Source organism: Brachybacterium saurashtrense (genome assembly GCF_003355475.1).
GTDB lineage: Bacteria > Actinomycetota > Actinomycetes > Actinomycetales > Dermabacteraceae > Brachybacterium > Brachybacterium saurashtrense.
On sequence record NZ_CP031356.1, the window covers coordinates 3,457,123 to 3,482,394 of the forward strand.

Consider the following 25,272-nt stretch of genomic DNA (forward strand, 5'->3'; position numbering starts at 1 on the left):
CCCCATGACCGCGCTCCCCGCCGACAGCCACGTGCACAGCGAGTTCTCCTGGGACACCGGCGGTCCGGACTCCGCCGCCCGCGGCACCATGGAGGCCACCTGCGCCCGCGCCGTGCGGATCGGCCTGCCGGGGCTGTTCTTCACCGAGCACCTCGACCTCGAGGACGCCTGGTTCAGCGACCCCGAGGACTTCGGCGACCACGAACGGCACCTGCTGGGCGCCGACGGGATCGTGGCCGTGCCACCCTTCGACGTCGAGGGCTACCTCGCGGGCATCGAGCGCTGTCGTGCCGCGTTCCCGCAGCTGCGCATCGGCACCGGCCTCGAGGTGGGCCAGCCGCACCTCCGCCTCCCGGGTGCCGGGCGCGCGCTGGACCTGGACCGCTTCGACCGGATCCTCGGCTCCCTGCACACGCTGGAGTTCGAGGGCCGACGGGCCGAGCCGAACACCCTGTTCCGTCGAGTCCCGGCCGAGGAGGTGGTGCGCCGCTACCTCGCGGACGTGCCGTCGCTGGTGGCCGGGGACGAGCCCTTCACGATCGTCACCCATCTCGACTACGCCCTGCGGTACTGGCCCGAGGAGGCCGAGGGGCCCTTCGACCCGCGACGGTTCGAGCCGGAGATCCGCGGCGCGATGCGGGCGATCGCCGACAGCGGCAGGGCGCTGGAGATGAACACCCGCCGGCTGTGGCCGTGGATGGCCCAGTGGTGGGCCCAGGAGGGCGGGCGCACGCTCAGCCTGGGCAGCGACGCCCACACCCCGGCCGCCCTCGCCCACGGCTTCCCCGAGGCGGTCGCGATGCTCGAGTCCGTGGGCTTCCGTCCCGGCGCCGAGCCCTGGGACCTCTGGCGGCGCTGAGCCGGGCGGCCGGGCGCGGCGGCCCGGCGCCGCCTCACCTGCGGTCGCTGGGCACTGCACACGGCGGCTATCCTCGTCGGGGCGGTCCACATCGCGGACCATCGGCCGGGCTCGGCGGCCCCCGTCGCCTCCTTCCGCGCCGGTCACACGACGCTCCCGCACGGAGCAGGACGAGGAGTACAGATGCGTGCACTGCGCAAGGACGCGCCCGGCGCAGGACTGGAATGGACCACCGTCGAGGAGCCCGGCTGCGGCCCCCGTGACGTGAAGGTGCGCGTGCTGCGCACCGGGATCTGCGGCACCGACCTGCACATCCTGGCGTGGGACTCCTCCGCGGAGGCGATGTGCGACACCGTCCCCTTCACCCCGGGCCACGAGTTCTACGGCGAGATCGTGGACGTGGGCGACGAGGTGACGGACGTGCGCGTGGGCGACCGCGTCTCCGGCGAGGGCCACGTGGTGTGCGGGACCTGCCGCAACTGCCGCGCGGGCCGCCGCCAGCTGTGCATCCGCACCCGCTCCGTGGGCGTGCAGCGCGACGGCGCCTTCGCCGAGTACGTCGCCGTCCCGCACGAGAACGTGTGGGTGCACGAGCACGACGGCGGCGAGTCCCTGATCAGCCCCGAGCTGGGCGCCGCCTTCGACCCGCTGGGCAACGCGGTGCACACCGCGCTGAAGTTCCCGCTGGTGGGGGAGGACGTGCTGATCACCGGCGCGGGCCCGATCGGGCAGATGGCCGCGGCCGTGGCCCGTCACGCCGGCGCCCGCTACATCACCATCACCGACATCTCCCCGCAGCGCCTGGAGATGGCGGAGCAGTGCGGTGCCGACGTGGTCCTCGACGTCTCCACCACCCGGGTGCGCGACGCGCAGCGCCGCCTGGGGATGCGCGAGGGCTTCGACGTGGGCCTGGAGATCACCGGCCAGGCCCGCGCCCTGCAGGAGATGATCGAGAACATGAACCACGGCGGCAAGATCGCGCTGCTGGGCCTGCCCACGCGGCAGTTTGAGATCGACTGGACGGCCGTGGTCACCCACATGCTCACCCTGCAGGGCATCTACGGTCGCGAGATGTTCGAGACCTGGAACGCGATGTCCGCCATGCTCAGCACCTCCGAGACGCTGCGCGCCGCCATCGCCCGCACCATCACCGACGTGCTCCCCGCCGCCGAGTGGGAGCGCGGCTTCGAGATCGCGAAGGCCGGCACCGCGGGCAAGGTGCTGCTGGACTGGAGCGACCTCAGCGCCTGACCGCCCGCGCCCACTCCCACCCGTCACCCCTCCCGGAAGGACCCCATGTACACCGACCTCAAGGACCAGCTCGCCGCCGAACTCGCCGAGATCGAGCAGGCCGGCACCTTCAAGCACGAGCGCGTGATCTCCACCGCCCAGTCCGGCCACATCACCGCCGGCCCCGTCGGCCGCGACGGCGCCGAGGTGCTGAACTTCTGCGCCAACAACTACCTGGGCCTGGCCGACGACGAGCGCCTGATCGCCTCCGCCAAGCGCGCCCTCGACGAGCGCGGCTTCGGCATGGCCTCGGTGCGCTTCATCTGCGGCACCCAGGATCTCCACCTCGCGCTCGAGAAGCGGCTCTCCGCCTTCCTCGGCACCGAGGACACGATCCTGTTCTCCTCCTGCTTCGACGCCAACGGGGCCGTGTTCGAGCCGCTGTTCGGCAAGGAGGACGCGATCATCTCCGACGCCCTGAACCACGCCTCCCTCATCGACGGGATCCGCCTGTCCAAGGCCGCCCGCTTCCGCTACCGCAACGCCGACCTGGGCGACCTGCGCACCCAGCTCGAGGCCGCCGCCGCGCTGCGCGACGGCACGGGCGCCCGCCGCACCGTCATCGTCACCGACGGCGTGTTCTCGATGGACGGCTACCTCGCCCCGCTGCCCGGCATCTGCGACCTCGCCGACGAGTTCGGGGCGCTGGTGATGGTGGACGACTCCCACGCCGTCGGCTTCATGGGCGACACCGGCGCCGGCACCCCCGAGCACTTCGGGGTCTCCGACCGGGTGGACCTCTACACCGGCACCTTCGGCAAGGCGCTGGGCGGCGCCAGCGGCGGCTACGTCTCCGGTCGCGCCGAGATCGTGGCGATGCTGCGCCAGAAGGGCCGCCCCTACCTGTTCTCCAACTCGCTGGCACCCGCGATCACCGCCGCGACGCTCACCGCGCTGGAGCTGGTGGAGGGCAGCGCCGAGCTGCGCGCCACCCTGTTCCGGAACGCCGAGCTGTTCCGCACCCGCATGGGCGAGGAGGGCTTCGAGCTGCTGGACGGCGAGCACGCGATCGTGCCGGTGATGTTCGGGGACGCGGCGCTCGCCGGACGGATCGCCGACGCGATGCTCGAGCAGGGCGTGTACGTCACCGCGTTCTCCTACCCGGTGGTGCCGCAGGGCCAGGCCCGGATCCGCGTGCAGCTCTCCGCCGCCCACACCGAGGCCGACGTCGAGACCGCCGTCCGGGCCTTCGTCGCCGCCCGGGACGCCGTCCGGAGCAGCTGAGCCGACACGGCGGGGCCGACGCACCGGCGCGTCGGCCCCGCCGAGTCGTCGATCAGCCCCGCAGGCCGATCAGCCCAGGCGCATCCAGGCGTCGGTGCGCACCCGCAGCCCCAGGCTCACCGCGCGCAGCACCATGAACAGCACGTTGCAGGCCAGCCACAGCATCGCCAGGCCCAGCGGACCGGCGGGTGCCCACAGCGCCACGGCGATCGCGCCCGGCAGGATCGCCACGGCGATCAGTGCGCCCACCGTCGCGAGGTAGGGGGCGTCCCCCGCGCCCATCAGCACGCCGTCCAGCACGAACACGTACCCGGCGATCGGCTGGGCGATCACCAGCATCCACAGCGCCGCCCGCAGCGTCTCCTGCACGGCGGCATCCGGCGTGAACAGCTCCGGGATCACGTAGCTCGCCGCCAGCAGCAGCACCGAGACCACCGCGCCGCCGCCCACGCCCCAGGTCATCAGGCGCCGGGTCACCGCCCGCACCGTGGCCGGATCCGAGGCGCCCAGGTACCGGCCGGTGAGCGCCTGGCCCGCGATCGCGAGCGAGTCCAGAGCCAGCGCCAGCGCGGTGAACACGGTGGTGGCGAGCTGGTGCGCGGCCAGCTGCACCTCGCCCAGCTGGGTGGCGACCACGGTGGCGGTGACCACCACCGCCCGCAGCCCCAGTGTGCGCACGAACATCGGCACCGCATCCCGGCCCACCGCCACGAGGTTCCCCGGATGCGGCCGCAGCGGGAGGGACTCCCGCCGGGCGCGGCGCACGATCACGCCCAGGAGCACGGCCGCCATCCCCCACTGGCTGAGCACGGTGCCCAGCGCGGAGCCCGCGATCCCCAGGTCGAGCGCGAAGATCAGCGCCCAGTTCAGCGGGATGTTCACGAGCGCACCGCCCACGGCGACGATCAGCGGCAGCGTCGCGTCCTGCAGCCCCCGCACCAGCCCGGTCGCGGCCTGCACCGCGAGCATGGCGGGCAGGCCCACGGCGCTCAGGCGCAGGTAGGTCAGCGCCTCGGAGAGCACCTCCGGGGAGGGGCCGAAGGCGGCGAGCAGCGGCTCCCCGGCGAGCAGCAGCAGGAGCGAGGAGGCGGCGCCCACCACGAGCGCCAGCCAGCAGGCGTCGATCCCGCGGCCGATCGCCTCCCGGGTGCGGCCGGCGCCGAAGGAGCGGGCCACCGCGGCCGTGGTGGAGTAGGCCAGGAAGATCGCCAGCCCCACGATCGTGGTGAGCACGGTCGAGGCCAGCCCCAGCCCCGCGAGGGAGGTCGTGGAGACGCGCGCGATGAACGCCGAATCGGCCAGCAGGAACAGGGGCTCGGCCACGAGCGCGCCGAGGCTGGGGATCGCCAGCACCAGGATCTCCCGGTCCACGGTGCGCCGTGCCCGTTCCTCGCGGGGCGAGGGCTCGGGAGCGGGGGAGGAGGTCACCGCACCATTGTGCGGTGTGCGGGCGGGTGAGCGGTGCGTGCGCAGGGTGCGGTGCCGGGGTCGACGGCGTCGCACCCCCGCGCGAACACTAGACCTCCGTAGGAGTTGTGCCGTCCGCGGCCTGTGGCACAGTGCCCGTGGAGGATTCGTCGACGTCGCCTCCGGGCGCGGGAACGGACCGTGCCGTCCGTCCCACGTCGTTCGAGGAGCAGGATGAATCGCCTGGCCACGCTGAGCCTGAACAACCGGTCCTTCATCGCCCTGGTGTGCATCGCGGTGTCGATCATCGGCGTGTTCGTGATGACCACGATGCGCCAGGAGCTGATCCCCTCGGTGTCGCTGCCGCAGATCCAGGTGATCACCACCGCGCCGGGCTCCTCCTCGGAGCAGGTGCGCGACCGCATCACCGCCCCGGTCGAGCAGTCCCTCAGCGGGCTCGAGAACGTGGAGGGCACCTCCTCGAACTCCGAGGCGGGGCTGTCGATGGTCACGGTGGAGCTCACCTACGGCACCGACATCTCCCGCTCCGCCAACCAGGTGGACGCCGCCCTCACCCGCATCGAGGATCAGCTCCCGGACTCCGCAGATCCTCAGGTCATCGCCGGGGGCACCAGCGATCTGCCGGCCGTGGTGCTCTCCGTCTCCTCGGATCTGGAGCCCTCGGAGCTCGCCACCCGGCTCGACGCCTCCGTGACGCGGGAGCTGGAGCGCGTGGACAGCGTCTCCTCGGTGGCCGTGATCGGCGCACCGGAGGAGATCGTGCGGATCACCCCGGACGAGGACGCCCTGGCGGAGAACGGCCTCACCGAGAACGACATCACCACCGCGCTGGACGCCACCGGGCTCTCCCTGCCGGGCGGCTCCGTGGTGGACGGCGACCGCACCCTGGACGTGGTGCTCGGGCAGTCGGTGGACACCCTCGAGAGCCTCGAGCAGATCCAGCTCCTCCCGGCCGACGACGGCGGCCAGAGCCAGGGCACCGGCGAGGACGGCCAGGCCCAGGACGGCCAGACCCAGGACGGCCAGGTCCCGGGCACCGAGGTGCCGAGCACGGATGCGCAGCAGCCCGCGCAGCCGGTCACCCTCGACGAGGTGGCGGACGTGGAGCGGGTCACCCAGGAGGCCACCTCGATCTCCCGCACCAACGGGCGCGAGTCGCTGGTGCTGATGGTCACCGCCACCGCGGACGGCAACGTCGTGGACGTCTCCGAGGGCGTCGAGGGCGTCCTCGCGGACACCCTGCCCGGCGTGGGCGGGAACGCGGAGGCCGACGTCGTCTTCGACCAGGCGCCCTTCATCGAGGAGTCGATCCTGGCGCTCGCCGAGGAGGGCCTGCTGGGCCTGCTCTTCGCCGTCGGCGTGATCCTGCTGTTCCTGCGCCGGGTGCGGCCCACGGTGGTCACCGCGATCTCGATCCCCACGTCGCTGCTGATCGCGTTCATCGGCATGTACGTCACCGGGTACACGCTGAACATGCTCACCCTGGCGGCGCTGACGATCTCGATCGGCCGCGTGGTGGACGACTCGATCGTGGTGATCGAGAACATCATGCGCCACCTCGCCTACGGCAAGACCAAGCGCCGCGCGATTCTCGACGCGGTGGCGGAGGTGGCCGGGGCCATCACCGCCGCGACCCTCGCCACCGTGGTGGTGTTCCTGCCGATCGCGGTGGTCGCGGGCATGGCCGGGGAGCTGTTCCGGCCCTTCGCCCTCACCGTGGGCATCGCGATGCTGTCCTCCCTGCTGGTGGCGCTGACGATCGTGCCGGTGCTCGCCTACTGGTTCCTGAAGCTCCCCAAGGGCCACGAGCAGGTGCACCCGGACGACGCCGCCCAGGTGGCCGCGATCCGGGAGGCGGCGGAGTCGCAGGAGGAGAGCAGCTGGCTGCACCGGCTGTACGCGCCGCTGCTGCGCGTGGTGCTGGGCTCCCTGCCCCGCCGCCTGGTCACCGTCGCCGTCTCGGTGCTGATCCTGGTGGGCACCGCGTTCCTCTACCCGCTGCTGAACATCAGCTTCCTGGGCGACACCGGGCAGAACATCGCCTCGCTCACCCAGACCCTCCCGGCCGGCTCCAGCCTCGAGCAGTCCTCGGACAAGGCCACCGAGAGCGAGGAGGCACTGCTGGGGATCGACGGGGTCGAGACGGTGCAGACCACCATCGGCGGCGGCGGGTTCGGCTTCGGCGGCGGGGAGAACGAGATCAGCTTCTCGATCACCACCGACGCGGACGCGGACCAGGAGGAGCTGCTGGACACGATGGTCTCCACCCTGGAGGGCCTGCCCGAGCCCGGCACCGTCGAGGCTGCGGACGTCGCCTCGCCCACCGGCTCGAACTCCGTGGACGTGCTGATCACCGGCCCCACCGCCGCGGACCGCCAGGACGCCAACGACGCTCTGCTCGCGGAGCTCGACCCGCTGCCGGAGGGCGTCTCCGAGGTGAGCAGCGACCTGCAGGCCGATCAGCCCACCGCGGTGGTGACCGTGGATCGGGAGGCGGCCGCGCAGCGCGGGCTCACGGAGGAGGCCGTGATCGGGATGGTGGCCCAGCAGCTGTACCCCGGCGCGATCGGGACCGTCACCCTCGAGGACGACGAGCTGGACATCTACATCGCGGGCACCGAGAGCGTGGACACCTACGACCAGCTGCAGGACCTCACCCTGATGGGGTCGATGCCGCTGACGGACGTCGCGACGATCGAGGAGGAGCTCTCCCGTCCCTCGATCTCCACCCGGGACGGGCGGGAGACGGTGACGGTGTCCCTCGCCCCGGCCACCGAGGACGTGGGCGCCGCGACCGATGCCGCGCTGGCCGCGATCGACGAGGCGGAGCTTCCCGCGGGCGTGGAGGCGACGCTCGGCGGCACCGCCGCGGACATCGACGAGACCTTCGGCCAGCTGGGCATCGCCATGCTCGCCGCGATCCTGCTGGTGTACGTGCTGCTGGTGTGGATCTTCAAGTCGCTGGTCCAGCCGCTGATCCTGCTGGTCTCGATCCCCTTCGCGGCCACGGGCGCGCTGGGCCTGCTGGTGATCACCCGGGTGCCGCTGGGGCTTCCCTCCATGATCGGCCTGCTGATGCTGGTGGGCATCGTGGTGACCAACGCGATCGTGCTCATCGACCTGGTGAACCAGTACCGGCGCCAGGGCATGGCGCTCGAGGAGGCGCTGCATCTGGGCTCCGCCAAGCGTCTGCGCCCGATCCTCATGACCGCCGCCGCGACGATCTTCGCGCTGATCCCGATGGCGCTGGGCATCACCGGCAACGGCGGGTTCATCGCCCAGCCGCTCGCGGTGGTGGTGATCGGCGGCCTGATCTCCTCGACCCTGCTCACCCTGGTGATCGTGCCGGTGCTGTACCGGATCGCGGAGGGCCCGGGGGAGCGCAAGCGGCTGCGGGAGGAGGAGCGCCTGGCGCAGCTGCACGCGGAGCGCGAGGAGCGCGAGCGGGCCGAGCAGCGGCGCGTGGCACGGGAGCACCACGTCCAGCCGGCCGGTGCGACGGCCGGCGGCACGACGGCCGACGGCACGGCCCCTGACGGCACGGCGGCCGACGGTGCCCGGCACCGTCGGGCGGCGCGGGACGGCGACCGCCGCGACGCGGCCGGAACCACGGGCGAGGGCACCGGCGCTGCCGGCCGCCGCCGGCGCACCCTCAAGGAGCGCGGCGGGCTGCTGGGCATCCTCCGCGCGCGCCGACGTCGCGACTGAGCCGGCAGTCCGCGTCCCGCCGGCCCCGCCGCGGGCGGGACGCGGACCGTCGCCTACGATGCGCCCATGACCGAAGACCGCCCTCGCGCGCCCCGTGAGCCCCGGGGGCCGCGGGCGTGGACGGTGCGCCTGCGCGTGCTCACGGCGATGATGGCCCTGATGACGGTGGGCCTGGCGGTCACCGGCGTGCTCACCTACGCCGCCCAGTTCCGGGCGCTGGATGCACGGGTCGAGGCGGAGCTGTGGCAGGAGTACGACGAGCTGGCGCTGATCGCCCAGAGCGCCGACGAGGCCGGCGAGCCCGTGCACGAGACCGTGGACAGCGTGCTGGTCACCGCCACGGACTCCGCCGCGCCCTCGGACTTCGAGTCGGTGCTCACCTTCCTCGACGGGCAGCCGCGCTACGAGCCGCGCCAGCAGGACTTCGCCCTGCTGGAGCAGCCCGCGGAGGGCGCCGATGCGGAGGAGGCGGCGCGCCTCGCGGCCGAGGCGGAGCGGGTGCAGCAGGCGCTGCTGGAGGTGCACGAGCCGGGCCGGGCCGTGATCGTCCCGCTCGAGGCCTACGACCGGGACCTGCGCGTGCTGGTCGCCTCCGTGACCGTGGAGGGGGACGAGGCGCAGGGCGTGTTCGTGGTCGCGAACGACGTCGGCGCCCAGCGCCGCGACCTGTGGCGGAGCGTGCTCACCTTCACCGGGCTGTCCGTGCTGACGCTGCTGCTCGCCGGCGGGGTGGGGTACGTGATCACCGGCCGGCTGCTGCGACCGCTGGAGGATCTGCGCGAGGCGACCGAGCAGATCACCGTCGAGGACCTCGAGCACCGGGTGCCCGTGCCCGACGGCCGCGACGACATCGGCGCCCTGGCCCGCAACTTCAACCGCATGCTGGAGCGCATCCAGGCCGGCTTCGCCGAGCAGCGGCGCTTCATGAGCGATGTGGGCCACGAGCTGCGCACCCCGCTCACGATCGTGCGCGGCACCCTGGAGACCACCGACCGCGGGGACCCGGCCGACGTGCGCGAGGCCCATGACATCGCGCTCGAGGAGCTGGAGCGGATGGGCCGCGTGGTGGGGGACCTCTCCGAGCTTGCCGCCTCCACCCGTCCCGACTTCGTGCGGCCCCGGCCCCTGGACATGGCCGCCTTCGCCCGGTCCGCCTTCGCGCGGATCACGCACGTCGCCGAGCGCGACTGGGTCCTCGCGCGCACGGTGGACGCCGTCGCCGAGGCGGACGAGCAGCGCCTCGCCCAGGCGGTGGTGCAGCTGGCCGCGAACGCCGCCCGGTACAGCGACGAGGGCAGCCACATCCGCCTGGCCGTGGACCGGGTGCTGGGGGCGGACGGCCCCGAGATCCACGTGAGCGTGCAGGACGAGGGGATCGGGATCGCCCCCGAGGACCAGCACCGCATCTTCGAGCGCTTCGCCCGCCTGGACGAGAGCCGCGGCACCGGCTCCGGGCTGGGGCTGCCGATCGTGCGGGCGATCGCGGAGGGCCACGGCGGGACGGTGCGCCTCGACTCCGCGCCCGGGCGCGGCTCCACCTTCACCATCGTGATCCCGCAGGCCCCGGCCGCCCCGTCGGCCCCGGAGGGTGTGCACGGCGGCGCGGGCGCCGGCGGGTCCTCCGGGGGGCGGACGGCACGGGACAATGGACCGCGGCGGGCCGACCCCGGCGCCGACCACCACACCACCACCCGCGGGAGGGAGCACGGATGAGGATCCTCATCGCCGAGGACGAGGCGCGCATCGCCCGGTTCATGGAGCGGGGGCTGGCCGCGCACGGCTACGCCACCACCGTGGTCGAGGACGGCATCTCCGCCCTCGACCTCGGCTCCTCCGGCGATTTCGACCTGCTGATCCTCGACGTGGGCCTGCCGCGGATGGACGGCTTCCAGGTGCTGAAGGCGCTGCGGGGCATGGAGGTGCAGCTCCCGATCCTCATGGTCACCGCCCGCACCGGGGTGGACGACACCGTGCAGGGTCTCGAGGGCGGCGCCAACGACTACATCGCCAAGCCCTTCCGCTTCGAGGAGCTGCTGGCGCGGGTGAAGCTGCGCGCCCGGGAGGCGAGCGCCGGCGCGGGCAGCGTCAGCGCCGACGAGCTCACCCTCGGGGACCTCAGCCTGGACCTGCGCTCCCGGATCGCGACCTGCACGGTGGACGGCGCCGAGCGGCAGGTGGAGCTCTCCTCGCGGGAGTTCACGATGGCGCGGGTGTTCCTGGAGAACCCCGGGCAGGTGCTCACCCGGGACCTGCTGCTGTCGAAGGTGTGGGGCTACGACTACGACGGCGCCTCGAACGTGGTGGACGTGTACGTGGGCTACCTGCGCGGCAAGCTCGGGGCGCCCCGGCTGGTGACCGTGCGCGGCGCCGGGTACAAGATCGTGGACCCCGCCGCGTGAGCGCGCCCGACCTCCGGCCTCGCCGCGCGCGGAGCGTTCATGAGAGCTCTCTCATCCGCGCCTCATGGGGACGTCATCGCCGGCTTGGACCCTGTGAGCCATGAGGACTCTGCGCACCCTGGTGATCGTCGTGGCCGCGGGGCTCGCCGCCATCGCTCTGGCCGTGCTGCCCGCGGCCGACGAGTCCCCGCAGGCGCGTCCGGGCATCAGCGTGGGCGCCACCCCCGTCGCCGACGGCACGGACGCCGCCGGGGAGGACGCCGCCTCGCAGGACGCCGCCCCGCCGAGCCCCGCCTCGCAGACCGCCGCGGAGAACGGCTCCTCCCTCGAGGCGGTGCAGCTGCCGCAGGCGACGGCCACCGCCCAGCCCGGCGGCGTCCACTCCGACGGCGCCGGCATGGGGGCGGTGGAGCCCTCCCCGACCCCCGCCCCGACCACGGCCGCGCCCCGGCCCTCGAGCAGCTCCTCGCAGAGCTCCAGCTCCGGCGGGTCGTCCTCCGGCTCCTCGCAGAGCGCCCCGGACCGGCCCTCCGGCGTGTGCGAGTGGGACGACGGCGAGCTCGAGTGTGACGACGACGATGATGCCGATGATGACGATGACGACGATGACTGACCGGTCCTGACGGCGCGCCGCCGCGGTGGGCGCCCCGGGGCTGCGGGCGCCGCCCGCATCCCCGCCCCGGCGGGCTCACTCCTCGTCGGCCTCGTCCTCCCGGCCGCGGCGGTCGCCGACGGCGGCGGGCCGGTGGGGCGCGGGAAGCGCCTCGAGCCGGTGCTCGCGGGCCCCGAGCCGGTGGGCGAGTCCCTCGGTGGAGACCATCACCACCACCCCCGGGTAGTCCTCCAGCACCTGCGCGAGCATCCGCCGCCCGGCATCGTCGAGATCGCCCTCGATGCCTTCCACGAGCAGCAGCGGCGGGTCGCCGTACAGCGCCCGTGCGAGGGCCAGCCGTGCGCGGTCCGCGCGGTCCAGCGGCGCACCGCCGCTGCGCAGCCGGGTGCGCGCCCCGTGGGGCAGCGCCGAGACGTCCAGCCCCACCCGGGCCAGCATCTCCTCGTCGTGGGCGGCGTCCAGGTCCGGGCGCCGGTAGTGCAGCGCGCGGGACAGGGCGCCCCGTTCGAACACGGCGCCCGCCGCGGCGTGGCCCACCCGTCGCCGCACCCGCTTCGGGGTGAGGCGGCGCAGGTTCCGGCCCGCCACCCACAGCGAGTCCGGCGGGCCCGAGGCGGGGCCGGGCGACAGCTCCAGCAGGCGTCGGACGAACTCGTGCGGTGCCCGCGGATCCTGCGAGACCAGGCGCACCCGGTCGCCGGGCCGTGCGCGCAGCGGCTGCCCGGGGGCGGTGAGCCCCGGCAGCTCCAGGTGCACGCCCGCGTCGCCGTCCGGCACGGGGTCGGGGGCGGGGACGTCGGCGGCGAGGCGGCGGCGGGCGCCGGCCTGCGCCCGGCGCTCCTCGGCACCGGCCAGCGCGGGTCCCAGCACCATCCGGGCGGCGCGGTACGTCTGGCGGTGCTCGACGATCCTTCCGATCCCCAGCACGGGGGCCGAGGCGATGCCCGCCACCGCCATCGCCGCCATCGTCACCTGCGGGGTCAGGCCCAGGTAGGTGCCGGTCGCGGCCACCAGCAGGGTGGTGAGGGTGGAGGTGACCACCCCGCCGGCGCGCAGCGCGCCGACGGTCCCGGCCCGGTCCACCGCGATCTCCACCAGGGAGCCGGAGGCGTCCCGCAGCCCCCGCAGCTCGCGCTCGCCGCCGCCCGCGGCGAGGATCCCCTCGGCCGCGGTGACGGTGTCGGCGATGCGGGTGGCGAGGCGACCGCGGGTGCGGCGCATCCGTCGGGTCTTGATCAGCGCGGTGCGCGCCCACACCAGCAGGCACAGGCCGAGCCCGGCCAGCGGTGCCGCGAGGGCGAGGGCGAGGTGGGGGTCCAGCACGGCGAGCGTGACCAGGCTGCCGCCGATCAGAGGCACCGCGGCGGTGAGCGGGGCGATGCCCTGGGAGACCCAGTTCCGCACCCCGGCGAGGTCGTTGGTGGTGCGGGCCACGGTCACGCCCAGGGAGGTGCTGTGCCCGGGGGTCAGCGCATCGCCCAGCAGCGTGAGGCGCAGCTGGTGGACGTAGTCCTGGCCCAGGCGCTCGGCGACCACCCGCTCGTGGACGGTGAGCGCACCGATCGCGAGGGCCGTGAGCAGCAGCACCGCCAGGGCGCGCAGCAGCAGCTCCGACACCCCGGCCGGGGCGTCCTGCAGCCGCACCAGCGCCCACGCGGAGAGCGCCCCGAGCGCCGCCTGGCCCAGCCCGAGCAGCACCAGCAGCGCGAGCCAGCCCCGCCGCCGGCCCCGCAGCAGCGGGGGCAGCGGCGCGGCGTCCCACACCAGTCCGTCGTCGGCCCGGGAGCGGGCGCGGTCACGCATCGTCGGCGGCGCCCTCGAGGAGATCGGCGACCAGACCGCGCGCCACCTCCGCGGTGCCGAGGGCGGCGGTGGGGAGGACCGGCACCTCCAGCGCCCGGCGTGCCTCGGCGGTCGCCAGCGGCGAGCCGGTCACCACGCCGGAGACGCAGGAGGGGCGCCGCCCCAGGGCGTCCAGCGCCCCCACCCCGCCCACGGCGCCCAGCGCATCCCCGGCCGCGAACACGATCCGGTCCACGACCTCCCCGAACGCGTCATCGGTGAGCAGGCGCGCGGTCTCGCCCTGGTAGACGCCGTCGGCGATCTCGATCAGCACCACGTCGGGGCGCTCGGGTGCGCCCGCGAGGGCGTCGGCGAGGGACAGGAACAGATCGCGCACCTCCTCGATGCCCACCTGGAAGGTGGAGGAGTACCCGAAGTCCGTGAAGTCCATGACCGGCCGCGCCCCCGCGTCGACGAAGGCGTTGTAGTCGTTGCCCGCGCCGGTGCCGGTGGCCTTGCCCGCCGCGACCCGCAGCCCGGCGGCGGAGAGCCCGTGGGCGAGATGCGCGAGCACGGTCGACTTGCCGGAGTTCATGGAGGTGCCCAGGACCGCCAGGACGGGCACCTCGTGCGCGGGGCGCGCCGGGCGGGAGGCGATCCCGCGGTCCACGCGGTGCGCCGCCGTGCGGGTGAGGGTGAGCGGGCCGTGCGCGTCGTGCAGCACCCCGATCGGGGTGATCTCGGTGGCGCCGGCGATGCGGTCGTGCCGTTCGATCACCCGCGAGGCGAGACCGCCGGCGGCGGCCAGGTGCGCGGGCCCGAGGTCGTCGGGCAGCACCGCCAGGAACTGGTCGGCCGCGTACCGGCTGCCGTAGGCCACCAGGATCTCGTCGCCCTCGAACAGCATCTGTCGGCGCGAGACGGGGCTCTCCAGGCGCTTGTGATGGCCGAGCGCGGTGACGCGCGCGAGCACCACCTCCCCGGCCTGCGGCACGTGATCCCCGGTGAGCAGGCCCAGGCCCTCGGCGCTGCGCAGGAACGGGCCGACGGTGCGGGTGGAGAACGCGTGCTTGGCCCTCTCCAGCCGGGACCGCAGCCCGGCCTCGGCCTCGCGGGCCGGCACGGTGTGCGGCGCCGGCACGGGGGAGGCGGCGGGCGGGGCGTCGTGGTCCGGACGGGCGGCGGTCGCGGTCCGGGGGTGCAGGATCGTCATCGGAGATCTCCTCGCTCGGGGGCGGTCGGGGCCGGATCCGGGCGGATCCGTGCCGAACACGTCCAGTGAACGTCGGGGCGATGAGGCCGCGATGAACCGTCGATGAGAGGGATCTCAGAGACGCCGGGGCGTCGCGATGCAGGTCAGCGCACTGCCCAGGGGTGCTCCGGGCAGGACGCCGCGCCGCGCGGGCCGGGCGCGGTGAGCGGGGCGGGGGCTGTGCGGTGGGGGAGGGGGTGCGCTCAGGCGGGGACGCCCAGCCGGGCGAAGGCGCTGCGGAAGATCGTCAGCCCGTCCAGCCCGGGCAGGCGCTGCACCCGGGTGTCGAGCTTGTCCAGCTCGCCGGCCTTCCCGGCGAACAGGTGGCCCATCACGTGGCGCACCTCGGCGTCGTCCATCATCCCGCTGCCCACCGGCTTCCACATCCGCGACATCACCAGGCGCACCACCTTCTGCGCGGTCTCCGAGGCGGTGAGCCGCTCCCGGGCCTGGGTGGTGTAGAAGGCGACGTGGCGGGTCTCCTGCTGGGCGATCCGCTTCAGCAGCGGGGACAGCGCCGGATGATCGGTCATCGCGGAGAGCCGACGATAGGCCGCCACGGCGGAGAGCTCGTTCGCGGCGCCCCACACCATGTGCACGGCCACGAAGTCCGTGCCGGCGAGGTTGCTGAGCACCGACTGCTTCAGCGGGCCCAGCGCCCCCATCCAGCCCAGCTTCTCGCGCTTGGCCTTCACCTCGTCGTAGTCCACCACGATGCCGTGGCGGGCCAGCACCTGGGCGAGCGCCTCCCCGTGCCAGAACTCCTCCCGGTTCCACAGGGTCATGAAGCCGCCGGCGTCCTCCTCGCGGTGCGAGGGGGTGACCAGCAGGTCCCGCAGGAAGCAGGAGGTGTGGTACTCCACGTCGCACATGTAGCGCAGCGAGCGGAGGGTGGGGGCGTCCAGCGGCTGGGTCTCGAAGGTATCGAAGTCGAGATCCTCGTACTTCACGGGCACCGAGGACTCGGCGAACTGGTCGAGGTCGAAGGCCATATCACTCTTCCGTGCGGGGCAGGGAGCGGAGGTGGGGGTCCGAGGTCACGGGGCCCGGCAGCAGCCGGGTGATCTCGTACCGGGCGCGGAGCAGCGCGGCGCGGTGGCGGGGCTCCGCGGCGAGGACCGCGAGGGCGGGGCGCAGGTCCGGATCGGGGAGGTGGCCGCCCTCGAGCGGGGAGCCGGCCGCGAGCACCGCCCGGGCGGTGACCGCCTCGCGCCGCGACCGGGTCACGCGGGCGATCGCCTCGGCGGTGAAGAACTCCACCGCCGCTTCGTGCCGGCCGGCGACCTCGCGGGCCACCCGGCCCGCCTCGCCGTCCAGCCGTTCGCCGAGCGCGGTGAGCGCGGTGTGCAGGGACGCCTCCTGGATCGCCATCCGCGCCATGTGCCCGGCGGCCACGGCCTCCCCGGCCAGGCCGGTCCACAGCGGGGAGAGCAGCGGCTGGACCCGGTCCACGTGGAGCCGGCGCAGGGTGTGCACGGGGCCGGGGCGGTGCACGGGCTGGGGCCGCTGGACGGGATGGTCGCCGGTGAGCACGTCGCGCAGGGCGCGGGACTGCCAGAAGCGGTCCACCAGCCAGGTGGCGAGGAACGCTGTGATGCGGGCCTCGTTGCCGGTGGCGGTGGCGAGCATCGTGCGGGACTCGGCCAGGGCGGAGGCCTCGAGGCGCTGCAGCATCCCGAGCGCGAGGCGCAGCGGGGCGGCGGGCGAGCCCGCCTCCGCGAGCGCCCCGGTGTCCACGGGCAGCCGGCCCGTGCCCCGCCGCACGTACGCGGCGACGTCCACCTCCGTGCGCAGCACCGGCGCGACGGTGCCGTCGAAGTGCAGGTGGCCTGCGTAGGGGCCGGTGGTGGGCATCGCGGCGTGCGGATCCGCGGTGGGCGGCGCAGGGGCGGCGGGGGCGGCCGTCTCGAGCTCGACGCTCACCGGTCACCTCACTTCCAGGACGGGGCCGGGATGCCCGCGCGGGGATCGCGCGAGGGCCTCGGTCATTGTACGGAGATCTGTGGACCATGGGCTGTGGGCAGGGCCACGCGCCCTTGGTAGGTTTCGTCTGTGATGACCCTCGCCGCCGCCTCGCTCCCGGTCCCGGGCGGTGACGGGACCGAGGGGTCGGTGCCGTCCCTCGACCGGCTGCGGGCGGCGCTGCGGCCCGCCCAGCTCCCTCTGCCGCGCCCCCGGGACGTGCACGAGGCCGCGCTGCGGGCCGGCGACCTGCTGCATGCGGAGCGCGAGCGCGAGGCGCGCGTGCTGGTGGAGCGCTTCCGGCAGGAGCAGGCACCGCCCGAGGACCGCCTGGAGCTGCTCGCGGTGGGCCTGCGGTGCGCGGCGCTCGCCGGGCGCACCGAGGAGATCGAGCGGGACGCGGCGGCGCTGGTGACCCTGCTGCGCCGCAGCGGGCACCCCCAGCAGGCCGCCGCCGTCGCGACCGTGCTGCTCGAGCGGGGACCCTTCGAGCAGCCCGGCACGGGGCGGGACCGGGCGGCGCAAGCCCCGCAGCCCTCCTCGCGCGGTCGCCGACGAGGCAGCGCCCGCCAGGTCTCCCCGGAGATGCTCGTGGTGGTGCGCGCGCAGATGCGCTCCGCCCTGCCGGGCCCGCGCGGGGAGATCGTCGACCCCCGCCGGGACGCTGCCCGGCTGCGGGCCGCGCTGTCCGCGCTGCCCGCGGTGCGTGACCAGATGCTGCGCGATCCCGAGGCGGAGCTGCGCCTGCGCCTCGCGCAGGCCCTCGAGGGCGCCGGGGACGAGGCCGGCGCGACCACCGCCGCCCTCGACGTGCTCGATCTGCTCGAGGACCGCGGCGCGGGCGAGGGCCCTGACGCCCACGCGGCCGGCGCCCACGGGGACGGGGCGCAGGATCCGGGCCCGCACGGCGCCGTCCCGGCGCCCGGCACCGCCGAGGGGCCGGCCCGCCTGGCCACCGCCGCCCACGCGGTGCTCGCCCGCACCCTGTGCACGCAGCGGCCGCTGCCGGCGGTGCACCACGCCCTCGAGGCGCTGGAGGCGATGCCGCTGATCGAGGACCCGCCGCTGCGGGTCGGGCTGATCACCACCCTGCTGCGGGGGCTGATGGCCGCGGGCGCCACCGCCCAGGCGGGCTTCACCGCGGGCCGGCTCGCCTCCCTGCAGCGCACCCTGGGCCGGGATGCGCTGAGGATCGCGCCGCTGCTGGCCGTCGCCGCCCAGCGGGTGGATGCCCAGCGGTACGACGCCGCCTGGGTGGTGCTCGAACAGGCCCGCCGGATCGCCCGTGGCCAGCGCGATCACCGCGCCCAGCTGGAGGCGGCCCGGCTCGGGGCGAGCCTGCACGAGCGCACCGGGGACGCCGCCGCCTCGCTGCGCGAGCTGCAGGTGCTCGCCCATCACGCCCGCTGGCTCGCCGACGACCTCGAGACCACCGCCGCCGCGCAGGCGGAGCTGATCCGCACCGAGCTCGAGGCGCAGGCGCTGGTGATGCGTCGGGCGCTGGACCTCGGCCGCACCGGCGTGGTGTCCGAGGCGGTGCGGGAGATCGAGCGGCGCACCCGCCCGGGGGCGAGCCGGTCCGGGCTCCCGCCGGAGCTGCTGTGGGACCACCGGGTGGACGCCCGGGTGGGGCTGTTCATCGCCGTGGGCACCGCCCTCGCCCGCGGGGAGGAGGGCGCCGACGAGCAGGCCTACGACCTGCACCGCCGGGAGGCGCTGGAGGCGATCGGGACGATGCCGCCCGGCCACGAGCAGCGGGCGCGGTACTGGGCCGCCTACCTCGAGGACCGCCACGCCCACTTGCTCGCCGAACAGGGACGGCGCGGCGCCGCCCGCCGCGCCGCGAAGCGGGCCGGCGAGAACTGGACCCACCTGGGGCACGAGGAGGACGCGGCCCGCATGGAGGCCCTGCGGGCCTCCCTCGCCGCGCCCCGCTGAGCCGCGCCCGCTCAGCTGCCGTCGTCGGCGGTGGTCGTCGAGCGCAGCACCTCGATCACCGTCCCCGGCGAGGTCGCGGGGTTCACGAAGGCGAGGCGCAGCGCGATCTCGCCGGCGAAGGCGGTGGGCAGGCACAGGAGCGTGCCCTCCTGTGCCAGGCGCTGCGACCAGCGACGGTAGGCGGCCGGGCTCCATCCCGGGCGGCGGAACACCACGACCGACAGTTCCGGCTGCAGCAGCAGCTCGAGGTGCTCCGTCTCCTCGATCGCGCGGGCCACGGTGCGGGCGGAGGCGAGGCACCGCTCGATCGCGGCGGTGTACGCCGCGGTGCCGTGGGTGGCCAGCGAGTACCACAGGGGCAGCCCGCGGGTGCGGCGGGAGAGGTGCGCGGCCAGGTCGGTGGGGTTGGACTCGCCGCGGTCGATGGAATCGAGGTAGGCGGCGTGCTGGGAGTGGGTCGCCGCCGCGGGCCGCGGGTCCCGGTACAGCAGCGCACAGCAGTCGTAGGGCGCGAACAGCCACTTGTGCGGGTCCACGATGAACGAATCCGCCTCCTCGATGCCGGCGAAGCGCTCCCGGGCGGTGGGAGCGGCCAGCGCGGCCCCGCCGTAGGCGCCGTCCACGTGCACCCAGGCGCCGTGGCGGTGCGCGACCTCCACCACCGAGCCGATCTCGTCGACGATCCCCGCGTTGGTGGTCCCGCCCGAGGCCACCACCGCGCAGATCCGCGGATCCGCGGCGAGCACGGGCGCGAGCGCCGCGCCGGTGAGGTGGCCGTGGTCGTCCACCGGCACCGTCACCACGTCCATGTCCAGCAGCCTCGCGGCGGAGGCGATCGAGGAGTGGGCGGTCGAGGCGCAGGCCAGCGCCCATCCGCCCTCGGGACGGTGGCCCCGGGTGCGCAGCGCGTGGTCGCGGGCGGTGGCCAGGGCGGAGAGGTTCCCGTGGGTGCCGCCGGCGACGAACACCCCGGCGGCGTCCTCGGGCCATCCCAGCAGATCCGCGAGCCAGCGCAGCACCTGGTTCTCGGCGAAGATCGCCCCGGCCCCGCACTCCCACACCCCGCCGAACACGTTCGCGGCGGAGACCACGGTGTCGAAGGCGACCGCGGCGCGGGTGGGGGCCGCCGGGATGTGCGCGAGGTTCATCGGGTCCTCGACGGAGCGGGTGGCCGGCAGCAGCACGTCCTCGAACAGTTCCAGCGCCCGGGCCGCGCCGATGCCGTCCTCGGTGATCGTCTCGCCCACGTCCGCCCGCAGCGCCGCGGCGGAGCGGGCGGTGGTCTTGGGATCGGTGGCCACCGTGGCGCGGGAGGCGGCCCACTGCAGGGCGAGGCTCACCGCCTCGCGCTCGTCGCCCCAGATCTCGGAATGGTCGCGGTGGCGCTGCAGGGCGTCGGTGGCGTCGGCGAAGGCGGTGCGCTCCCGGGCGGCGGCGGGCGGTGCGGCGGAGGGGGACGTCTGCTCTGTCACGTCCTGCATGGTCGCACGGCCCCGGCGGGAGCCGGGCGGGAATGCTGGCAGGCGCGGGGCCCGGCATGGAGGGGCCGACGGTCCGGGGCGGAGGGGGCCCGGCATGGAGGGGTCGACGGTCTGTGGCGGGACGAGGCGGCGGCCGGGCGGCGAGGCGGCGGCCGGGCGGAGCGGGGGCGAGGCCCCTGACATCGCCGCGACCCTGCCGTACGGTGGAACCGACAGCCGGAAGGGGGCTCGCCCATGTCCACCGGAGCAGACGGCCTCCCCGAGGAGCACACCCACGGCCCCGAGGAGCGGATCGCCGTGCGCGACAACCCCGCGGCCGAGCGCTACGAGGCGGTGCGCGGCGGGGACGTGGTGGGCATTCTCCTCTACACCCGCACCCGGCGCCGCGTGGAGCTGGTGCACACCGTCACCGACCCGGCCCATCGCGGCGAGGGCGTGGCCTCCGTTCTGGTGCGCACCGTCCTCGCCGAGGCCCGGGCGGCGGCGCTCCCGGTGCTGGTGATCTGCCCCTTCGTGGAGAGCTGGCTGCAGCGGCACCCCGAGCAGGCCGGCGGGGTGCTCCGCGAGGACTGAACGGTGCCGGGCCCGGGCCGGGGGAGTAGCGTCGGGGCATGGACGCCCTCGACATCCTCCGCGACCTCGCCTCCCGCCCCCGCCACGCCGCCGAGGCGCTGCGCGGCCGCATCGACGCCCACGTGCTCGCCGCCCATCCGGGGGAGCACCCCAACTCCGTGGCCTGGCTGCTGTGGCACACCGGGCGCGAGATCGACGTGCAGCTCGCCGCGCTCACCGGCGCGGAGGAGGTGTGGCGGGCGAGGCGTGTCGGCGAACGGCTCGGCCTGGGCGAGGAGGGCGCCGCCGTGGGCTACGGCCACAGCCCCGACGAGGCCCGGGCGATCGCCGTCGCGGACGGCGAGGCGCTGGTGGACTACGTAGCCGCGACCCTCGACGCCGTGGACTCCCACCTCGACACCCTCACCGCGTGGGACCTCGCCGCGGTGGTGGACGAGGAGTGGGATCCGCCCGTCACCCAGGGCGCCCGGCTGGTGAGCATCCTGGACGACGCGATCCAGCACCTCGCCCAGGCCGCCTACGTGCTGGGGATGCCGCGCCGCGGCTGAACCGGCGAACCGGCAGGGCGGGCCGGGCGCCTCAGACGGAGGCGGTGGCGGCGGAGGCCGACCGGCTGCGCGCGCCGCGGGAGCCGCCACGGCGCAGTCCGTCCAGCGAGAAGCGCCCGGCGCCGACGGCGGCCAGAGCGAGCGCACCCGCGCCGAGGGCGCCGACCAGCTCCCAGCCGCCGTTCTCGATGAACACTCCCTGGCCGACGTGCACCAGGAGCGCCGCCGCGAGCATGTCCAGCGCCAGCACGAGGCCGACGATCCCGGTGAAGGCCCCGGCGATCAGGGCGATGCCGCCCACGAGCTCGACGATCGCGACCACAGGTGCGACGAGCTCCGGCGCCGGGACCCCCATGCCGCGGAAGGAGTCGGTGACGCCGGCCAGGCCGAAGGTGACGAGCTTCTGGTAGCCGTGCGCGGCGAAGATCGCGCCCAGCGCGAGGCGGGCGATCAGCAGGCCGAGAGCGGTGGTGGTGCCGGTGCGGGACGAGGGGGACATGTGGATCCTTCCGTCGGGGGTCTGGAGCCGCCGAGACTAGATGAAAGATCAACAAGATGGCGAGGGGTGGGCGGCGGACGAGGGATGTGCCTCATCGCGGAGCGGCCCGACCGCCCTGCCCTGCACGCGTGGCTCGTCGGCCCGACCGCCCCTCCCCAGTGGTGCCCGCTCCACCGGGCCGCCCTCGCGGCGCATCGGCGCGCGGGAGTTCCTACACTGGCCCGGTGACATCCACCGACGCCTTCGAAGCCGGACCCGACCGCGGACTGGAGCGCACCCCGCCGCAGGACCTCCCCGCCGAGCGCGGCGTGCTGGGCGGCATGATGCTGTCCAAGGACGCGATCGCCGACGTGGTCGAGACGGTGCAGGGCAGCGACTTCTACCGCCCGGCCCACGAGATGATCTACGAGGCGATCATCGATCTGTACGGCCGCGGGGAGCCGGCGGACCTCGTCACCGTCTCCGACGAGCTCTCCAAGCGCGGCGAGCTGCAGCGGGTGGGCGGCGGCGCCTATCTCGCGGACCTCATCGACATGGTCCCCACCGCCGCGAACGCCGGCTACTACGCGGAGATCGTGGTGGAGCGCGCCCAGCTGCGCCGCCTGGTCGAGGCCGGCACCCGGATCGTCCAGCTCGGCTACGCCTCCGACGGCGGCGAGGTGGACGAGGTGATCAACGAGGCGCAGGCCCAGATCTACGCGGTGACCGAGCGCGGCCAGAGCGAGGACTTCCTGCCGCTGGGCGAGGTGATCGACGAGACCCTCAACGCGATCGAGGCCACCCAGAACCGCGGCGGCCAGGTCACCGGCGTGCCCACCGGCTTCGCCGAGCTCGACGAGCTCACGCAGGGCCTCCACGGCGGGCAGATGATCATCTTCGCCGGCCGTCCCGCCATGGGCAAGACCACCCTGGGCATGGACGTGCTGCGCTCCGCGTCCATCCACAACGGCCAGGCCAGCGTGATCTTCTCCCTGGAGATGGACAAGACGGAGATCACCATGCGCCTGCTCTCCGCCGAGGCGCAGGTGCCGATGAACCGCATGCGCGACGGCTCCATGGACGACCGCGACTGGCAGGCCATGGCCCGCGCCATGAGCCGCATCGCCGACGCCCCTCTGTTCATGGACGACAGCGCGAACATGTCCCTGATGGAGATCCGCGCGAAGTGTCGCCGCCTCAAGCAGAAGCACGATCTGCAGCTTGTGGTCATCGACTACCTGCAGCTGATGAGCTCGGGCAAGAAGGTCGAATCCCGCCAGCAGGAGGTCTCGGAGTTCTCCCGAGCCCTGAAGCTGCTGGCCAAGGAGATCGACGTGCCCGTCATCGCGATCTCGCAGCTGAACCGAGGCAGCGAGCAGCGCACGGACAAGACCCCGATGATGAGCGACCTGCGCGAGTCCGGCTCGATCGAGCAGGACGCCGACGTCATCCTCCTGATCCACCGCGAGGACTACTACGAGAAGGAGTCCGCGAGGGCCGGCGAGGCGGACCTGATCGTGGCCAAGCACCGCAACGGCGCCACCAAGACGATCCCGGTCGCCTTCGAGGGCCACTACTCCCGGTTCAAGGACATGGCGGGCTCAGGCGGCTTCAGCGGCTGAGGCCGCCCCGTCGGCTGCCGTGTCCCGCCCCCGCTCACCTCACCGCAGCGACTCGAACTTCCGTGCCCAGGCGGAGCCGATCGGGTTCGCGTCGGCGACCATGATCCCGAAGCGGTCCCCGGCGATCTCCGCCACCTCGGCGAGCGCCACGCGGCGCTCGTGCGCGGGGGAGTGGTCCAGCCGGCGCACGCCGTCGGCGAGGATCGTCTCCAGGGAGTCGGTGCGGCCCAGGAAGGCGACGAAGGGCAGCTCGAACCTCTCCGCGTATCGGGCCGAGAGGTCGCGCAGCGCCTCCACGTCCTCCTCGTCCAGGCCGTCCAGCGCCAGCGAGCCCACGTCCTGGCTGATCGCGCCGGCCTGCTCCTCCGTGGCCGTGACCAGCGTGGCCATGTCCGGGTAGGCGCGCACCAGGGCGTCCTGCTCGGCGCGGTCCGCGGTGAGCACCGCCTCCTCGATCGCCTCGCGCAGCGCGGCCGCGTCGGCGAAGGGGCGCGACTCCCAGGCCCGCTCCAGCGGCCAGGTCGCCCCGTTGAACAGGGAGCCGAAGGTGGCCACGAAGGTCTCGCGGTCCATCGCGCCCACCTCCTCGATCCCGATCCGCTCGCCCTGCGCGGTGGTGGCCACGTGCGCGCCGCGCTGCCGGCCGAGGTGGAAGAACACCAGGTTCAGCACGATCGCGGTGAGCGCGCCGACGGTCACGCCGGAGGAGACGAACACCTGCGCCCAGGCGGGGAACACCCCGGCGATGTCGGGCTTGAAGCTCACCAGCATCGCCAGGCCCAGGGAGGTGCCCACGATGACGGAGTTGCGGTTGTCGGTGAGGTCCACCGTGGAGAGGGTCTGGATGCCCACCAGCGCCACGGAGGCGAACAGGGCCAGCGAGGCGCCGCCGAGCACGGGGGAGGGGATCGCGGCGACCACCGCTCCGGCCTTCGGCAGCAGGCCGAGGATGATCATGAGCACGCCCGCGCCCGCGACCACCCAGCGGGACTGCACGCGGGTCAGGCGCACCAGGCCGATGTTCTGCGCGAAGCAGGTGTAGGGGAAGGAGTTCAGCACCCCGCCCAGCAGAGTGGAGAGGCCGTCGGCGCGGATCGCCTCGGCGATGTTCCGCGGCCGGATCCGCCGGCCCACGATCTCGCCCGCGGCGAAGACGTCCCCGGTGGTCTCCACCATCGTGATGAGCATGACGATGATCATCGAGACGATCGCGGTGAGGGAGAAGGCGGGGATGCCGAAGTAGAAGGGGGTGGTGACCCCGACGGCGGAGGCCTCGGCCACGCCGCTGAAGTCGGTGTCCCCCAGCAGCACCGCCACGGCCGTGCCGAGCACGAGGCCGAGCAGCACCGCGATGGTGCCGAGGAAGCCGCGGAAGAACCTTTGGGCGAGCACGATCACGGCGAGGGTGCCGAGCGCGTAGGCGATGTCGCGCCCCGTGGGGGTGCCCTCAGCGTAGTTGGTGATGTCCCCGGCGGAGACGCCCAGCAGGGTGATGCCCATCGTGGCCAGCACGGTGCCGATCACCACCGGCGGGAAGAACCGCAGGATCCTCGCGAAGTACGGCGCGACCAGGAAGGTGAACAGTCCCGCGACGATGATCGAGCCGTAGATCATCGGCAGCCCCTCGGCGCCGCCCTCGCCGCCGGTGGCCGCGAGCCCGATCGCGATGATCGGGGAGACGGCGGTGGTGGTCACGCCCTGGATGATCGGCAGGCGCACGCCCACCTTCCAGAAGCCGACCGACTGGATCAGGGTGGCGATGCCGCAGGTGAACAGGTCCGCGTTGATCAGGTGGATCGTCTGCTCGGGGGTGAGGTCCAGGCCGGAGGCGATCAGCAGCGGCACGATCACCGCGCCCGCGTAGAAGGCCAGCACGTGCTGGATCGAGAGCACCGTCAGCCGTGCCGGGGGCGGCACCTGGTCCACGGGGTGCCGCGCGGGAGCGGCGGCGGGCTGGGGAGCGGGGGCAGGGGCGGCAGCGGTCATTCTCGTCCTCGGGGAGCGTGCGGAGGGCCGCACCGTCGGGGAGGAGGTCGGGGCGGGCCGCGCACCAGCGTAGGCCTCCCGCCCCGCGCCCGGGCCGCCACGGGCGCCGGGCCGACGTGAGAAGAGAGT

Annotated in this window: 19 protein-coding genes; 11 read left to right on the forward strand and 8 right to left on the reverse strand. The window is 74.4% G+C overall.

Going from position 1 to position 25,272, the window contains the following annotated elements:
- Nucleotides 1-4 precede the first annotated feature (4 nt).
- The 3 genes from DWV08_RS15540 to DWV08_RS15550 all read left to right on the forward strand — a co-directional run bounded on the left by DWV08_RS15540 (nucleotide 5) and on the right by DWV08_RS15550 (nucleotide 3,373).
- Nucleotides 5-859: a PHP domain-containing protein gene (locus DWV08_RS15540; RefSeq protein WP_115414637.1), complete on the forward strand. Its 855-nt coding sequence runs from the start codon at nucleotides 5-7 to the stop codon at nucleotides 857-859.
- Nucleotides 860-1,042: 183 nt separating this feature from the next.
- Nucleotides 1,043-2,110: an L-threonine 3-dehydrogenase gene (tdh, locus tag DWV08_RS15545; protein ID WP_115414638.1), complete on the forward strand. Its 1,068-nt coding sequence runs from the start codon at nucleotides 1,043-1,045 to the stop codon at nucleotides 2,108-2,110.
- A gap of 45 nt (nucleotides 2,111-2,155) precedes the next feature.
- Entirely contained in the window at nucleotides 2,156-3,373 is a 1,218-nt protein-coding gene (locus DWV08_RS15550; RefSeq protein WP_115414639.1) for a glycine C-acetyltransferase, read from the forward strand.
- A gap of 69 nt (nucleotides 3,374-3,442) precedes the next feature.
- Here DWV08_RS15550 and DWV08_RS15555 read toward each other — a convergent pair whose 3' ends face one another.
- The gene (locus tag DWV08_RS15555; RefSeq protein ID WP_241237339.1) at nucleotides 3,443-4,801 is read right to left on the reverse strand and encodes an MATE family efflux transporter; all 1,359 of its coding nucleotides are present in this window, start codon (nucleotides 4,799-4,801) and stop codon (nucleotides 3,443-3,445) included.
- A gap of 213 nt (nucleotides 4,802-5,014) precedes the next feature.
- Here DWV08_RS15555 and DWV08_RS15560 point away from each other — a divergent pair, with 213 nt between their 5' ends.
- The 4 genes from DWV08_RS15560 (at nucleotide 5,015) to DWV08_RS15575 (ending at nucleotide 11,521) form a co-directional block, all read left to right on the forward strand.
- A complete protein-coding gene (locus DWV08_RS15560) occupies nucleotides 5,015-8,509 on the forward strand; it encodes an efflux RND transporter permease subunit (RefSeq protein ID WP_115414640.1) in 3,495 nt (1,164 codons plus the stop codon).
- Nucleotides 8,510-8,575: 66 nt separating this feature from the next.
- On the forward strand, nucleotides 8,576-10,222 hold the full coding sequence (locus DWV08_RS15565) for a sensor histidine kinase (protein WP_115414641.1): 1,647 nt from the start codon (nucleotides 8,576-8,578) through the stop codon (nucleotides 10,220-10,222).
- On the forward strand, nucleotides 10,219-10,908 hold the full coding sequence (locus DWV08_RS15570; protein ID WP_115414642.1) for a response regulator transcription factor: 690 nt from the start codon (nucleotides 10,219-10,221) through the stop codon (nucleotides 10,906-10,908). The genes DWV08_RS15565 and DWV08_RS15570 overlap by 4 nt, the downstream gene beginning before the upstream one ends.
- Nucleotides 10,909-11,008: 100 nt before the next feature.
- A complete protein-coding gene (locus tag DWV08_RS15575; RefSeq protein ID WP_115414643.1) occupies nucleotides 11,009-11,521 on the forward strand; it encodes a hypothetical protein in 513 nt (170 codons plus the stop codon).
- A gap of 75 nt (nucleotides 11,522-11,596) precedes the next feature.
- Here DWV08_RS15575 and DWV08_RS15580 read toward each other — a convergent pair whose 3' ends face one another.
- From DWV08_RS15580 to DWV08_RS15595, 4 genes are all read right to left on the reverse strand, one after another.
- On the reverse strand, nucleotides 11,597-13,324 hold the full coding sequence (locus DWV08_RS15580; protein WP_115414644.1) for an ABC transporter transmembrane domain-containing protein: 1,728 nt from the start codon (nucleotides 13,322-13,324) through the stop codon (nucleotides 11,597-11,599).
- Entirely contained in the window at nucleotides 13,317-14,516 is a 1,200-nt protein-coding gene (locus DWV08_RS15585; protein WP_241237340.1) for a P-loop NTPase family protein, read from the reverse strand. The genes DWV08_RS15580 and DWV08_RS15585 overlap by 8 nt, the downstream gene beginning before the upstream one ends.
- A gap of 242 nt (nucleotides 14,517-14,758) precedes the next feature.
- The gene (locus DWV08_RS15590; protein WP_115414645.1) at nucleotides 14,759-15,547 is read right to left on the reverse strand and encodes a ferritin-like domain-containing protein; all 789 of its coding nucleotides are present in this window, start codon (nucleotides 15,545-15,547) and stop codon (nucleotides 14,759-14,761) included.
- A 1-nt stretch (nucleotide 15,548) separates the two neighbouring features.
- Entirely contained in the window at nucleotides 15,549-16,478 is a 930-nt protein-coding gene (locus tag DWV08_RS15595) for a hypothetical protein (RefSeq protein WP_241237341.1), read from the reverse strand.
- 132 nt (nucleotides 16,479-16,610) lie between these two features.
- On the opposite strand from DWV08_RS15595, the gene DWV08_RS15600 reads away from it, so the two are divergent.
- On the forward strand, nucleotides 16,611-18,455 hold the full coding sequence (locus DWV08_RS15600) for a hypothetical protein (RefSeq protein WP_115414646.1): 1,845 nt from the start codon (nucleotides 16,611-16,613) through the stop codon (nucleotides 18,453-18,455).
- 11 nt (nucleotides 18,456-18,466) lie between these two features.
- On the opposite strand, the gene DWV08_RS15605 is transcribed toward DWV08_RS15600, so the two are convergent.
- Nucleotides 18,467-19,936, reverse strand: a complete 1,470-nt coding sequence (locus DWV08_RS15605) for a pyridoxal phosphate-dependent decarboxylase family protein (RefSeq protein WP_162801597.1) — start codon at nucleotides 19,934-19,936, stop codon at nucleotides 18,467-18,469.
- 234 nt (nucleotides 19,937-20,170) lie between these two features.
- Here DWV08_RS15605 and DWV08_RS15610 point away from each other — a divergent pair, with 234 nt between their 5' ends.
- Complete coding sequence (locus DWV08_RS15610; RefSeq protein WP_115414647.1) at nucleotides 20,171-20,509, forward strand: GNAT family N-acetyltransferase; 339 nt, start codon at nucleotides 20,171-20,173, stop codon at nucleotides 20,507-20,509.
- A gap of 38 nt (nucleotides 20,510-20,547) precedes the next feature.
- Nucleotides 20,548-21,057 carry a mycothiol transferase gene (locus DWV08_RS15615; RefSeq protein WP_115414648.1) on the forward strand — a complete coding sequence of 170 codons (510 nt, stop codon included), beginning with the start codon at nucleotides 20,548-20,550 and terminating at the stop codon, nucleotides 21,055-21,057.
- A gap of 31 nt (nucleotides 21,058-21,088) precedes the next feature.
- Here the strand turns inward: DWV08_RS15615 and DWV08_RS15620 are convergent, their stop codons facing one another.
- The gene (locus DWV08_RS15620; protein ID WP_115414649.1) at nucleotides 21,089-21,556 is read right to left on the reverse strand and encodes a DoxX family protein; all 468 of its coding nucleotides are present in this window, start codon (nucleotides 21,554-21,556) and stop codon (nucleotides 21,089-21,091) included.
- Between the two features lie 224 nt (nucleotides 21,557-21,780).
- Here DWV08_RS15620 and dnaB point away from each other — a divergent pair, with 224 nt between their 5' ends.
- Entirely contained in the window at nucleotides 21,781-23,157 is a 1,377-nt protein-coding gene (gene dnaB, locus DWV08_RS15625) for a replicative DNA helicase (protein WP_162801598.1), read from the forward strand.
- 39 nt (nucleotides 23,158-23,196) lie between these two features.
- Here dnaB and DWV08_RS15630 read toward each other — a convergent pair whose 3' ends face one another.
- Nucleotides 23,197-25,143: a solute carrier family 23 protein gene (locus DWV08_RS15630; RefSeq protein WP_115414651.1), complete on the reverse strand. Its 1,947-nt coding sequence runs from the start codon at nucleotides 25,141-25,143 to the stop codon at nucleotides 23,197-23,199.
- Nucleotides 25,144-25,272 lie beyond the last annotated feature (129 nt).

Coding starts and splice junctions, on each gene's coding strand:
- DWV08_RS15540 (WP_115414637.1), top strand. CDS start 5: ATGACCGCGCTCCCCGCCGACAGCCACGTGCACAGCGAGTTCTCCTGG.
- tdh (WP_115414638.1), top strand. CDS start 1,043: ATGCGTGCACTGCGCAAGGACGCGCCCGGCGCAGGACTGGAATGGACC.
- DWV08_RS15550 (WP_115414639.1), top strand. CDS start 2,156: ATGTACACCGACCTCAAGGACCAGCTCGCCGCCGAACTCGCCGAGATC.
- DWV08_RS15560 (WP_115414640.1), top strand. CDS start 5,015: ATGAATCGCCTGGCCACGCTGAGCCTGAACAACCGGTCCTTCATCGCC.
- DWV08_RS15565 (WP_115414641.1), top strand. CDS start 8,576: ATGACCGAAGACCGCCCTCGCGCGCCCCGTGAGCCCCGGGGGCCGCGG.
- DWV08_RS15570 (WP_115414642.1), top strand. CDS start 10,219: ATGAGGATCCTCATCGCCGAGGACGAGGCGCGCATCGCCCGGTTCATG.
- DWV08_RS15575 (WP_115414643.1), top strand. CDS start 11,009: ATGAGGACTCTGCGCACCCTGGTGATCGTCGTGGCCGCGGGGCTCGCC.
- DWV08_RS15580 (WP_115414644.1), bottom strand. CDS start 13,324: ATGCGTGACCGCGCCCGCTCCCGGGCCGACGACGGACTGGTGTGGGAC.
- DWV08_RS15585 (WP_241237340.1), bottom strand. CDS start 14,516: ATGACGATCCTGCACCCCCGGACCGCGACCGCCGCCCGTCCGGACCAC.
- DWV08_RS15590 (WP_115414645.1), bottom strand. CDS start 15,547: ATGGCCTTCGACCTCGACCAGTTCGCCGAGTCCTCGGTGCCCGTGAAG.
- DWV08_RS15600 (WP_115414646.1), top strand. CDS start 16,611: ATGACCCTCGCCGCCGCCTCGCTCCCGGTCCCGGGCGGTGACGGGACC.
- DWV08_RS15605 (WP_162801597.1), bottom strand. CDS start 19,936: ATGCAGGACGTGACAGAGCAGACGTCCCCCTCCGCCGCACCGCCCGCC.
- DWV08_RS15610 (WP_115414647.1), top strand. CDS start 20,171: ATGTCCACCGGAGCAGACGGCCTCCCCGAGGAGCACACCCACGGCCCC.
- DWV08_RS15615 (WP_115414648.1), top strand. CDS start 20,548: ATGGACGCCCTCGACATCCTCCGCGACCTCGCCTCCCGCCCCCGCCAC.
- DWV08_RS15620 (WP_115414649.1), bottom strand. CDS start 21,556: ATGTCCCCCTCGTCCCGCACCGGCACCACCACCGCTCTCGGCCTGCTG.
- DWV08_RS15630 (WP_115414651.1), bottom strand. CDS start 25,143: ATGACCGCTGCCGCCCCTGCCCCCGCTCCCCAGCCCGCCGCCGCTCCC.